Source organism: Archangium sp., from assembly GCF_036388035.1.
In the GTDB taxonomy this organism is placed as follows: domain Bacteria; phylum Myxococcota; class Myxococcia; order Myxococcales; family Myxococcaceae; genus Archangium.
In genome coordinates this window covers 1-12,177 of the sequence record NZ_DASVSO010000153.1, presented here as the reverse complement: position 1 = coordinate 12,177, position 12,177 = coordinate 1, and the positions used below count along the sequence as shown (strand labels likewise).

The following is a 12,177-nucleotide window of genomic DNA, read 5'->3' as shown; positions in this document are numbered from 1 at the left end:
CTTCGTCTGGCCCGTCTACAAGGGCGCCCGCATCCCCCGCTGGAAACTCTCCGCCGGGCTCATGCTCTATGACGCCCTGGCCCTCTTCCGGAACGTGAAGGGCGCTCGCACCCTCTCCACCCGCCAGGTCGTCGAGGCCCTCCCCGGCCTTCGTTCCGAGAACCTCACCGGCGGCGCCCGCTACTACGACGCCGCCACGGATGACGCCCGCCTCACGCTCGCCAACGCCATCGGCGCCTCCGAGGCCGGCGCCGTCGTCCTCAACCACGCCTCCGTGCGCGGCCTCGTCGTCGAGGAGGGCCGGGCCCGCGGCGCCACCGTCGTGGACAACCTCACCGGCCAGCAGCTCACCGTCCGTGCCCGCGTGCTCGTCAACTCCACCGGGCCCTGGAGCGATGAGATTCGCCGGCTCGACGCCGCCACCACTGGCTCCACTCCCGCCGTGCGCGGCTCCAAGGGCGTCCACATCTCCGTGCCCCGCGAGCGCCTGCACACCGACTCCGCCCTCACCCTCCTGTCCCCCGTGGACGGCCGGGTGATGTTCATCCTCCCCGCCGAGAGTCACACCATCATCGGCACCACCGAGACGCCCACCACCGCCCACCCCTCCGAGGTGCGCGCCAGCGTCTCCGACCTGGACTACCTGCTGGCCTCCGCCAACGCCTTCTTCCCCGAGGCCCGCCTCTCGCGCGAGGACGTCGTCAGTGCCTGGGCCGGCATCCGCCCCCTCGTGGCCAGCGGCTACTCCGGCGCCGGCGACGCCAACAGCGCCAGCCGCGAGCACGCCATCCACACCAGCCCCACCGGCGTCCTCACCATCTCCGGCGGCAAGCTCACCACCTTCCGCGTCATGGCTCGCGACATGGTCAACGCCGTCGAGAAGGTCCTCGGCGTGCCTCACCGCAAGCCCGTCACCGACTCCCTGCCGCTGCCCGGCGGCGACATGGCCTCCTTCGACGCCGAGCTCGCCGCGGCTCGCGCCGAGGTGGGCCCCGAGGCCACCGCCCTGCACCTCGTGCGCGCCTACGGCAGCCGCTGGCGCCTGGTGTGGGCCCTCACCCGCGAGCAGCCCGCCCTCGCCGAGCCCCTCGTCCCCGGCCTTCCCTACATCCGCGCCGAGGCCGTCCACGGCGTCACCCACGAGCTCGTCCACACCCTGTCCGACCTGCTGGTGCGCCGCCTCAAGGTGGCCTTCGAGACGCGCGACCTGGGACGCGCCGCCGCCCGCGTCGCCGCCGCCGACATGGCCCCCCTCCTGGGCTGGAGCCCCGACACCGTCGAGCGCCAACTGGCCGACTACTCGCGCGACGTGGAGCGGCTCTTCTCCATCGACTCCGCCGAGCGCTGACGTCCACCAGCCCGCATCCGGCCCCCTCCACCGGGCGCTTCAGCGAACGTCCTCCCTACCGCCCAGCAAGCAGACGACCTACCGTGCTGCCCCAGGGAATGGGTCCCCCTGCCAATCGTTGGCTACCCCCGTTCCTCCGCCCGGTACCGCCACCGGCGGTGCTACCCCCACCGCGGGGTGAAGGAGATGTGTCACATGAGGCGATTGGTGTTGTTGGGCCTGCTGGGCCTGGGTGTGAGCGCGTGCCAGGAGCAGGAGCCGGTTGAGCAGCAGGAGGCGCCGCTGTGTCCGGAGCAGGTCATCGAGGAGTTCAGCCACGCGTCTCCCGAGGCCCTGCGCTCCACCTCCGCCTCGGCCCTGCGCTCCACCTCTCCCTCCACCACGGACGCCGACGGCCGCCAGCGCGTGCTGGTGCGCTTTCGCAAGCCGAGCGCCCTGAGTGCCGTCGCCGCCGCCGCCCTGCCTCGTCAGCGCGAGGACAAGGTGCGCCAGCTCGGCGCCCGCGTGCGGTCCAACTGGCCCCGCCTCAACGCCATGGCCCTCTCCCTCTCCCCCGAGGAGCGCGCCCGGCTCGCCAGGGACCCCGAGGTCCTCTCCATCTCCGAGGACCGGAAGGTGCACGCGCTCGGCACCTCGGCGCTCGCGCCCGTGGCCGGGCTGCTCGCCGGTGAGCGCGGGGCGCTCAACACCACCGGGAGCGCCGGTGAGTACACCTGGGCCGTGCGGCAGGTGCAGGCCGACAAGGTGTGGGATGCCGACGGCGATGGCGTCATCGACCCGGGCGCCTTCACCGGCGCGGGCATCAAGGTGTGCGTCATCGACAGCGGCATCGACCGGGAGCACGCCGAGCTGCGGGCCGCCTATGGCGAGGGCAAGGACTTCATCGACGGCGATGACAACCCCGAGGACAAGGACGCCAAGGGCTGGGGCGGTGGCCATGGCACCCACGTGGCGGGCACCATCGCCGCCCAGCTCGGCTCCGGCGCCCAGGTGAACCCCAACGACGGCACCCTGAGCCGCGATGGCATGGTGGGTGTGGCCCCCGGCGCCACCCTGCTCATCGCCCGCGTGCTCGACAAGCAGGGCAATGGCGACACCTCGGCCGTCATCGACGCGCTCGAGTGGTGCCAGGAGCGCGGTGCGAAGATCGCCTCCCTCTCGCTCGGCTCCTCCAAGCCGCTCGACGAGGAGCGCGAGGCCTTCGACAACGCCTGGAACGCCGGAATGCTCACCATCGCCGCCAGCGGCAACGCCGGGGAGCTCGCCACCCCGGAGAGCAAGACGTACCCGGCCGCCTATGACAGCGTCCTGGCGGTGGGCGCGGTGGACGCCAAGGCGGAGCACCCCAAGTTCTCCCAGGGCGGTGACCACCTGTCCCTGGTGGCCCCCGGCGTGAACGTGTACTCCACCTACCCCCGGGGCCAGTCGCCCTTCGCGGAGTTGCAGGTCGGCGGCACCTTCTTCAAGTCGAGCGTGCTCGACTACGTCTCGCCCCAGGCCTACGAGGGCAAGCTCGTCGACTGCGGCCTGGCCAACGGCCTGCGCTCGTGCCCTGGCGCCACCTGCGAGGGCTTCGTCGCCTACGTGGACCGCGGCGACATCACCTTCGCCGACAAGGTGAAGAACGTGCGCTCCCAGGGCGCGCGCGCCGTCATCATCGGCAACAACGACCCCGAGGATGACGAGGATCTCGGCTTCACGCTCGGCTCGCCCCTGAAATGGCCGGCGGTGGCCGCGGTGGCCAGCACCACGGTGCCCTCCATCCGCGCCCAGTTCGGCTCCCATGTGAGCCTGAGCGTCAAGGGCAGCGACTACGCGCTGAGCACCGGCACCTCCATGGCCACGCCCCACGTGGCCGGCGTGGCCGCCCTGGTGTGGAGCGCCCGCCCCAACCTCACCAACGCCCAGGTGCGCGGCATCCTCGAGCGCACCGCGAAGGACCTCACCGACGTCGCCGTTCCGGAGTCCGGTCCGGGCAAGGACATCGCCTTCGGCTGGGGCCTGGTGCAGGCCAAGGCGGCGGTGGACGAGGCCACGAAGGGCAATCCGTAGTCGTTCCGCTGCTCCCGGCGCCTCCGTTCTCCTCGGAGGCGCCGCCTCAGCGCAGCGGGTGCGCCGGAGAGGCCAGCAGGCACGCGCCGAAGCTCGCCTCCATCCGGGCCACCGCCTCGACGCTCGGGTCCATGCACGCCTCCACCGTCGCCACCGAGACGAGCCCGTCGCCCCAGGGCTCCTCGGAGAAGGACGCGGGACGCGACGGTGGCACCAGGCTGAGCGCCACGCACAGCACCGCCGCCACGGCGCCGAACGCCATCATCCCCCGGTGCGACCACTGGCCCCGGCGCGGCACCGCCGGACGCAGCCGGGCCTCCAGCGCGCCGAAGTCGAGCGCCGCACGCGTGGGCTGACGCCGCGCCCGCTGCGCCATCCACCCGCGCTCCATCCGCAGCCAGGACAACGTCCGCGTACAGGACGCACACATGGCGGCATGCGCTCGCACGCGCTCGGCGGCCTCCGCCGGCAGCTCTCCGGCGAGCAGCGCGTCCAGGTCCGATTCGCGGCACGGGTGGCTCATGGACGACCTCCGTTTCCCACATGGGCGGCGAGCCGCTCGCGCAGCTGCAGCCGGGCCCGGTGGATTTCATTTTTGACCTTGGGCAGAGACCAGCCCATCACCTGGGCGATCTCCTCGTAGGGCAGCCCATGGTCGATGCGCAGCAGCAGCGCCGCCCGCCGCTCCTCGCGCAACTCCCCGAGCGCCACCGCCAGCAGCCCCTCCAGCTCGCGGTCCAGCAGCAGGTCCTCCGGCGAGGGCGAGGGCAGCGCCGACTCCAGCAGCGGCTCGCTCTCCTCGGCGGCGATGTCCAGGTGCTGGCCTCGGCCCCGGCGCGCCTCGAGGTACACGTAGCGGGCAATGCCCAGCAGCCACGAGGCCAGCCGCGCATCGTCGCGCAGCGCCCCGAGCCGCCCGTGCGCGCGCACGAAGGTCTCCTGGGTGGCCTCGTCCGCGGCGGCATCGTCCCGGAAGAGGTCGCGCAGGAAGCGCCAGACGGCCGGCGCGTGCTGCTCGAAGAGGCCCCGGAAGGCGACCGGGTCTCCCCGCCGCGCGCGCGCCAGCAGCCGACGCTCGCCATCCTCGGTCGAGGACGCGTCGTCCGCCACGGTCATTCGCACCGCGAAAAGGTGGGCCACGCGTCTGAGTGACATGAAGCGTCCGGGAGTTTCACCGGCCGTTCTCTTTCATTCCAGCCCGGCGCGTCAAACCCGCCTCCCCGCCCCGAGAGCCGCCGAGGAGGCAGGGGAGGCCAGGGCCCGGGTGTGTCCCTCCGAGAACAATTCCCACCTTTGCGCGGGGGAGGGGTCGACGAGGAGAACGGCATGCGGAGAGCCATCTGGATGGCGCTGGCCTTCATGGGGACTGCCCCTCTGGTGGTCCTGGCGCAGCAGGGCGGGGCAGGGCAGAGCACACAGCAGCCAGCCGCGAGTCCCTCCGGTACGAGCAGCATCGACCGGGGCCAGGACACGGCCGGGGTGGACACCCCGGGAGCGCCTGGACAGGAGTCGGCCGGGTCGATTGGGACGGTCACGGGAGAGCCCACCCCCGGAGGCGCGGGGATGCAGGGCACAGGGGGCGCCGGGGACACGGGAGGTAGCGAAGGCGCGGGGACGCAGGGCACCGGAGCCGGAGGTACGGCAGGCACCGGGGGCGCGGCGACGCAGGGCTCGGGAGGCACCGGGGGCGCGGGTGGCCAGAGGTTGGACGGGGTTCCCCTGCAGCGACCTGGGCAGGGCGGGCAGGATTTGACGGGAGGCACGACGGGAACGGGCGGGACCGGCGGAACGATGGGCCCGACGTATCGCGGCACCTCCGATGAGGGCGGGGCGGCTGGAACGGGAACGGGTGGGACCGGCGATGTGGGTGGCGGAGGCTCCACGACCGGCGGAAACGTCGGCACCGGTGGCGCCACGCAGGGCGGTGGAGCGGGCACGAGTGGGACTGGCGCCAGCGGTGGTGGCGCGGGCGCGGGTGGCGGTCAGGCGCTCATGAGCGGCGATGCGATGGTGCGCGAGTTGGCCACCCTGCGCGAGCGTGTGACGCGTCTGGAGCGACAGGTGGGGGGCGGCGGCACAGGGGGCGCGGGCGGCGGTACGGGTGGCGCGGGTGACACGGGCACCGCGGGTGGCGGCACGGGTGGAGCCACGGGCGGTACGGGTGGGGGCACGGACGACACGGACACGGCGAATGTCCGCGTGGAGGGCCCTGTCACCGTGGCCACGGCGGTGTTCGACGGCCGGGTGGTCGATGTCCAGTCCAAGCACATCGACATCGTGGACACCTCGGATGGCACCTTCTACCGGCTCACCATCGACGGTGAGACGCGGGCGTTCGTGGGCCCGGGGCTGAGCCGCATCCCCGTGGAGCGGCTCTCCGAGGGCACCCAGGTGCGCACCTCGTTCGCACTCATCTCCGGGGAGGAGCACGCGCGCAACATCGTCACCCAGCCCGAGCAGCGGCAGTCGCGCCAGCGGCAGGGCACGCCCCAGGGGCAGCGGCAGATGCGACCCCAGGGGCAGACGCCGTCGCGGTGAGGCTCAGCCCACCTCGAGCAGGTGCAGCGACTGGATGAGGGGCTGTGGCATCGCTCGGAGGCTCGGAGAGCAGCCGACGAGGCCACCCCTCTCGTCCCTCGGCCGACCAGCATCAGCGCTGGTTGCTCGGGGACGTCCGTCGCCCAACGTTCTACCGGAAGAAGGGAGCGCGGCGTAGATGCGGAAGCCGACCTGGATGGATGTGGGAATCGCCGTGATCGGCCTGTTCCTCGTGTGCGGCGCGGCCCAAGAGGTGGCGCAGACGCAGGGGACATACGGGACGGGTGGCGCGGGCGATGCTACTGCCCAGGGCTCGACCGGGACGGGGCAGGGGACGGATCAGGCCGCGGGCACGGGGCAGACGACGGGCACGGGGCAGGTGGCGGACTCACAGCAGGCGTCGGACAGCGATTCACAGCAGCGGCTGGAGATCGCCCGGCTTCGCGTGGAGGTGGCCCGGCTTCAGCAGGAGCTCGCCCGGACACGGGCCCAGCTCGCGCAGGCGGGGGTCGCCGCGCAGGGCACGGGCGGGGCGGGGACCGGGGGCAGTGGGAACGAGGGGACGGCAGGCAGTGGGACTTCCGCCATCGGGGATCCGAACGCCGAGGCTCCCGAGGGCGCGACGGGGCTCGGGTACTCGACAGGGGCGGGCGTGGGGGGCGGAGGAGGCGCGGGCGGTGCGCAGGCGGCTCAGCCGGGGGGCGACAACCCGGGCGTCGCCGTCGCCAATGTCATCTACACGGGCCGCGTGCGCTCGGTGTCCCAGCAGCAGCTCGTCCTCGAGCTCGAGGGCGGTAGCTCCAATGCGTTGTCGCTCTCTCGCGATGTCCGCGTCTTCCGCGGCAGGCAGCAGTTGTCCCTCCAGAGCCTTCGCGAGGGCACCCTGGTGCGCGCCTCCGCGGACCTCTACGCTCGCGGCAATCCGGTGACGCAGATCGAGGTGATTCCTCCCGCCTCGCAGAAAGCTCCGTAGTCACGCGCCTTGCGCTGGAGCGCCGCAGAGTGCCGCGATGGACCGGACCAGCTTGTCGAAGGACTTCGAGCGCGAGCGCAGCAAGGACACATCAATCCCGCGTGTCTCGCTCAACTGGTGCGTCGTGGGCAGGTAGCCCGGGACCAGTGCCGCCAACGCCTTCTTGGCATCGCGGATTTTCTCCGGATGAAGAAGGCCCGCGGCTCTGAGGGAGCTGTCATCCCGTGCGAGGAGCAGCCAGGTCTCGTACTCGCGAACGGCCATCACCGCCATCCCGGAGACCCTCCGGCTCATGACCGCCGTGGCATCGGGTCCCCAGGTCGCGGCGCAGTCATCGTCCTCGTCGCAGAGCATCAGCACCGCGTTCGCCTGCCGGGCGAGGGCCATCTGCAGTGCGCGAAGGACGCCTTCCTCACGGCAGGGGCGCTTGGGTCCCGGACGCCGCCCATCCACGAGGGTGGAGCGATGGCGGAGGATGGGGTTCTTGTCGACGATCCAGCCTTCCACTCCGAGGTGGTTCATCACCCGGGCGCACAGGTTCGGAATGGCCGTGACCTCTCCCTCCCCCTCGACGATGCAGACGAGTCGGTTCACGGGCTGATGTCGGCTGGATCGATCACATCGGGCGGCTCGCCCTCGATGCGTAGGGGCTCGCTTCTCATGAGCTCGGAGAGCGCGAGGATGCCCTCATTCACGAGCTCTCGCTGTGCACGAGCGAGCGGCCCCACCCGAGTCGCTCCGCCCCGATATTGGCAGACGAGGATCTCCTCCTCACGCGCCGCATCGAGGAACTCCGGGCTGTGGGTCGTCACCAGAATGGAGCCTCGATGGGATGCCTCCTCGAGCACCTCATACAGCACCGCGGCCGCTCCCGGATGGATGGACACTTCCGGCTCCTCGATGATGAGGAATCGGTTCGCGGGCATCGTCTTCGCTGCCACGATGAGTCCCAACGCCCGCAGCGCACCCTCTGACATCTCACTGATGCCAAAGCGCGCGACTCCTCCAGGCTGCCGCTGCTCGAACTCCACGAAGAGGTACTTCCCCGTTTCCGTGACCGAGAGGTCCTCCAAATCGGGAATCAGCCTCTTCATGGCCAACAACACGGAGGAGAAGTCGTGCCCCTTCTCCGTCTTCAGGCGTCGCAGGACCCCCGCGAGATTGCCGCCGTCGACCTCGAGCTCGGCATCGTTGCTGACCTGCTGGGGAAAACGCATCCGGGCCAGCTCGAATTGGAGCCGACGGGTCCGAAACAGCCCGGGCTCCCCTGTCCCGAAAAGCTGGCGCCCGTAGAGCATGATGCTCGTCGTTGGCGGGAGTGACTCAAACGCCGTGCTCGTCTCCCCCTCGGAATCCAAGAGGTATGCCCCATCCGCTCTGCGCTCGAACTGGAAGACTGATTCGCCGTCCACTACGCGTGCTGCATGCTCCATTCCGAATCGCCAGTCAGTCTCCGGTTTCGGAAGCAGGGAGAAGGACTGCTGTGCATACCGCAGATCCAACTCCGCCTTCTCATCCGCGACCCGGATGGAGATACCTGTCTCCTCCGTCTCCGGGATGCCCCAACGACGGAGCGAACCCAGGCCCCCACGCCGCTTGATGGCGGAGGCCGCGTCGAAGGAAATCTCACTGGCGAGCACCAGCGCGTCGGCGAAGTTGGACTTCCCGCTGCCGTTGGGCCCCACCAGGACCGTCAACGGCGCGAGCTCCACCTCGGCCTTCTCGATGCTCCGGTAGTTCTTCAGCGAGACCCGTCGCCACATGCGCTGTTCATCACCCCTTTGCCCCTCCCGAGTCAATCGCGGGGAGCGGGCTCAGTCCGGCAGCTTGATGCCCGAGAGCCGCTGGTACAGCTCCACCGCGAACCCGTCCGTCATCCCCGACACGTAGTCCGTCACGCACAGCAGCCGCTGGTAGGGATTGAGCCGCTCGATGGCCTGGTCCCGGTCCTCCTGGTAGGGCCCCGGGCGCTGGAAGAACTCCAGCGGCAGCAACTGCCGCAGCTTCTTCTCCTCCCGGTTCGGCCTGTCCGCCAGCACCGCCGGCGCGAACAGCTCCAACAGGCCTCCCAGCGTCCGGAAGCCCGCGGCTTCAATCTGAAGCACCCGCTCGCTCCAGTACCCCTTCTCGCGGGTGATGCCCGTGATGGCCTCCAGCTTCCTGCTCGTCTCCGGCCGCGCCGAGACCAGCGCTTGCTCGAAGCGCCCCGCCTCCATCGCCCCCACGTGTTCCGAGAACGCCGTCACGCACTCCTGGATGAGCGCGAACACGGCCCCGGCTCGGGCCCGTCCCAGTCGCGACTCCCAGTCCACCTTGTCCTTCAGGGGCTTGAAGTTCGACTGCATCGCCGCGACCTCCTCCATCAGCGTGCAGACGGTCTCCATGGGGATGAGGCCCAGCTTCCCCGAGTCCTCCAGGTCGATGATGGCGTAGCAGATGTCATCCGCCGCCTCGACGAGGAAGGCCAGCGGGTGGCGGCTGAAGACGTACGGCTCGCGCTCCACCAGCCCGAGCTTGCGGTACACCTCGCGCGCCAGCTGCGCGTCGTCCTGGAAGAACCCGAACTTCTTCTCCGAGATGCGTGCCTTGTCCTTCGCGCGCAGCCCCGGCAGCACCGAGGGCCTCGGGTACTTGCTCATCGCCCCCACCGTCGCCACGGTGTAGCGCAGCCCGCCATCCCGGTTGCGCGACTGCAGCCGGTTGAGGATGCGGAAGCCCTGCGCATTGCCCTCGAAGTTCGCCAGGTCCTTCCACTCGCCCTCGGTGGCGAACGGGTGCTTGCTGTCTGGCTTCTCCACCGGCTCGAAGCGCGGGAAGTTGCGCTCCACCCAGTGCTGGATGGCCGCCTCCCCCGAGTGCCCGAAGGGCGGGTTGCCGATGTCGTGCGCCAGGCACGCCGCCGCCACGATGGTCCCCAGGCGCGAGGGGTCCACCTCCACGTCCTGGGCCAGCAGGCCCCGCCCCGCGAGCTGTCCCAGCGAGCGCCCCACGCACGAGGCCTCGATGCTGTGCGTCAGCCGCGTGCGCGTGTAGTCGCTCGTCGACAGCGGGAACACCTGCGTCTTGTCGTGCAGGCTCCGGAAGGCGCTCGAGAAGACGATGCGGTCATAGTCCTTGTCGAACTCGGTCCGCTCGTCCGGGGTGTCCAGGGGGGCCCGGTCCTGCTTGTCCCCGACCCGGTGGAAGGAGAGGAGCTGTCGCCACCGGTGGGTTCGTTCCTGATTCACGGGTGCCTCGTCGCGCTGGCAGTGGTGGTGGGTCCGCCATCCTGCGACCGAGGCTCCCCGGGGCAAGTTTCCCGGTGGCCCGCGGCGGCGGCCCTTCTGGGGACAGCATGCCTCGCCCCTCCCACGTGCCTGCCTTCGTCCCGTGACCCGAGCGCTACAGTCCCGTGGTGCTTTTTTGACCCACATTGAAACTTGAGAAGGTAAGTGGTTCCTTGTCGCCTCCCCCCCCAGCCGAGGAGGCGTCGTGAGGAAGCTGTTCCGGTCGCTGTTGTTCGCCGTGCCCGTGATCGGGCTGATGGGTTCCGCCAGTGCGTGGGCCCAGACGAAGGTGCTGTTCGACGCGATGCATGCGCAGACGGCGGGTAACGCGGACTGGGTCCTGGACGAGGACTCCTGCGGTATCGCCCAGCGCTATCCCACCCCCGCGCAGAGCGGCATCACCGCCACCACGCCCGGGACGTACTGGGGCGGGGCCTACTCCTCCTTTGGCGTGGCGCTGGTGAAGAAGGGCTTCTCGGTGGAGAGCCTGCCCACCGGCAGCCGCATCACCTACGGCGACACCACCAACGCGCAGGACCTCAAGAACTACAAGGTCTTCATCCTGCCCGAGCCCAACATCCGCTACACCACCGCGGAGCGCTCGGCCATCCAGGCCTTCGTGAAGAACGGTGGCGGCCTGTTCATGATCGCCGACCACTGGAACTCCGACCGCAACAACGACACGTGGGACTCGCCGGAGATCATGAATGACTTGATGGTGGGCGTGTCCTGGGGCCTGCACTTCCAGGTCGACCCCGAGACGAACAACTGGTTCAACGACAACCCCAACTCCAAGTACACCACGGACACCTCGTCCCCCATCGTCCACGCGGGGGCCTACGGCAAGGCCACGGTGGGCAAGGGCCTGGGCCTCTTCGGCTCCACGTCGATGACGCTCAACCCCACGGCCAACCCCAACGCGAAGGGGCACGTGTGGATGACCACCGGCACCGTGGGCTCCACCTCGCAGGTGACGTTCGCCACCTCCACGGACGGCACGGGGCGCATCGCGGCCATCGGTGACTCCTCGCCCTCCGAGGACGCCACCAACGGCTGTGGCCATGCCACCCACGATGGCTGGGACAACACCACGTACGACAACGCGCTCATCCACCTCAACGCCATCGCCTGGCTGGCGGGCGCGAGCACGGGCGGCGGCACCACCGACACCACCGCGCCCACCGCGCCGAGCAACCTGAGCGCCTCGGTGGCCTCCTCCAGCCAGGTGAACCTGAGCTGGACGGGCTCCACCGACAACGTGGGCGTGGCCAGCTACAACGTCTACCGCAGCCCCAACAACACCACCTTCACGGCCGTGGCGAGCGTCAGCGGCACCAGCCATGCGGACACGGGCCTCGCGGCGAGCACCACCTACTACTACCGCGTGACGGCCGATGACGCGGCCAACAACGAGTCCGCCATCAGCAACACCGTGTCGGCCACCACCCCGGGGGCCACCAGCCCGGCCAAGGTCATCATCAATGAGATCCTCGCCAACGAGCCCGGCTCCGACGTCACCAAGGAGTTCGTCGAGCTGGTGAACGTGGGCGGCACCTCCATCGACATCGGCGGCTGGAGCATCTGGGACTCCACGGCCAAGCGCCACACCTTCGCCACGGGCACGGTGCTCGGCGCGGGCAAGGCCATCGTGGTGTTCGGCTCCTCGGCGGGAGTGCCCGTGGGCCTCGCCAACGGCGTGGGCTCCTCCGGCGGGCAGCTCAACTTGTCCAACAGCGGCGAGGCCGTCTCCGTGAAGAACGCGGGCAGCACCAACGTGGACACGTACACCTACTCGAGCACGCTGTCCGGCACCGACGGCGTGTCCGCCAACCGCAGCCCCGATGTCAGCACCGGCGGCTTCGTGCTGCACACGTCCGTCTCGACGCTGGGCTCCTCTCCGGGCACCCGCGCCAGCGGCGCCGCCTTCTGAGCCACCCGTAACGGTTCTTCGTTGAAAGGGACGGGCCGCTCTTCCGGAAGGAGGGGCGGCCTTTCTCATG

Annotated in this window: 10 protein-coding genes; 5 read left to right on the top strand and 5 right to left on the bottom strand. The window is 70.3% G+C overall.

Going from position 1 to position 12,177, the window contains the following annotated elements:
• Together VF697_RS06890 and VF697_RS06885 are read left to right on the top strand one after the other, a co-directional pair.
• The coding region (locus tag VF697_RS06890) for a glycerol-3-phosphate dehydrogenase/oxidase (protein ID WP_331092696.1) at positions 1–1,348 on the top strand (1,348 nt) is incomplete at its 5' end.
• A 195-nt stretch (positions 1,349–1,543) separates the two neighbouring features.
• Complete coding sequence (locus VF697_RS06885) at positions 1,544–3,400, top strand: S8 family serine peptidase (RefSeq protein ID WP_331092695.1); 1,857 nt, start codon at positions 1,544–1,546, stop codon at positions 3,398–3,400.
• Positions 3,401–3,446: 46 nt separating this feature from the next.
• Here the strand turns inward: VF697_RS06885 and VF697_RS06880 are convergent, their stop codons facing one another.
• Both VF697_RS06880 and VF697_RS06875 read right to left on the bottom strand, forming a co-directional pair.
• Entirely contained in the window at positions 3,447–3,923 is a 477-nt protein-coding gene (locus VF697_RS06880; RefSeq protein WP_331092694.1) for a zf-HC2 domain-containing protein, read from the bottom strand.
• Positions 3,920–4,555, bottom strand: coding sequence for an RNA polymerase sigma factor (locus tag VF697_RS06875; RefSeq protein WP_331092693.1), 636 nt, complete (start codon positions 4,553–4,555; stop codon positions 3,920–3,922). Before VF697_RS06875 ends, VF697_RS06880 begins: the two co-directional genes overlap by 4 nt.
• A gap of 171 nt (positions 4,556–4,726) precedes the next feature.
• Between VF697_RS06875 and VF697_RS06870 the strand changes: the two genes are divergently transcribed.
• A complete protein-coding gene (locus tag VF697_RS06870) occupies positions 4,727–5,938 on the top strand; it encodes a hypothetical protein (RefSeq protein ID WP_331092692.1) in 1,212 nt (403 codons plus the stop codon).
• Positions 5,939–6,116: 178 nt separating this feature from the next.
• Positions 6,117–6,911, top strand: coding sequence for a hypothetical protein (locus VF697_RS06865; protein ID WP_331092691.1), 795 nt, complete (start codon positions 6,117–6,119; stop codon positions 6,909–6,911).
• Here VF697_RS06865 and VF697_RS06860 read toward each other — a convergent pair whose 3' ends face one another.
• From VF697_RS06860 to dgt, 3 genes are read right to left on the bottom strand one after another with little or no spacing between them, the layout of a single operon-like run.
• A complete protein-coding gene (locus VF697_RS06860; RefSeq protein WP_331092690.1) occupies positions 6,912–7,505 on the bottom strand; it encodes a DUF4276 family protein in 594 nt (197 codons plus the stop codon).
• On the bottom strand, positions 7,502–8,674 hold the full coding sequence (locus tag VF697_RS06855) for an AAA family ATPase (protein WP_331092689.1): 1,173 nt from the start codon (positions 8,672–8,674) through the stop codon (positions 7,502–7,504). The genes VF697_RS06860 and VF697_RS06855 overlap by 4 nt, the downstream gene beginning before the upstream one ends.
• A 51-nt stretch (positions 8,675–8,725) precedes the next feature.
• Positions 8,726–10,138, bottom strand: a complete 1,413-nt coding sequence (gene dgt, locus VF697_RS06850) for a dGTP triphosphohydrolase (protein ID WP_331092688.1) — start codon at positions 10,136–10,138, stop codon at positions 8,726–8,728.
• 244 nt (positions 10,139–10,382) lie between these two features.
• On the opposite strand from dgt, the gene VF697_RS06845 reads away from it, so the two are divergent.
• Positions 10,383–12,107, top strand: a complete 1,725-nt coding sequence (locus VF697_RS06845; protein ID WP_331092687.1) for a lamin tail domain-containing protein — start codon at positions 10,383–10,385, stop codon at positions 12,105–12,107.
• The last annotated feature ends 70 nt before the right edge of the window (positions 12,108–12,177 follow it).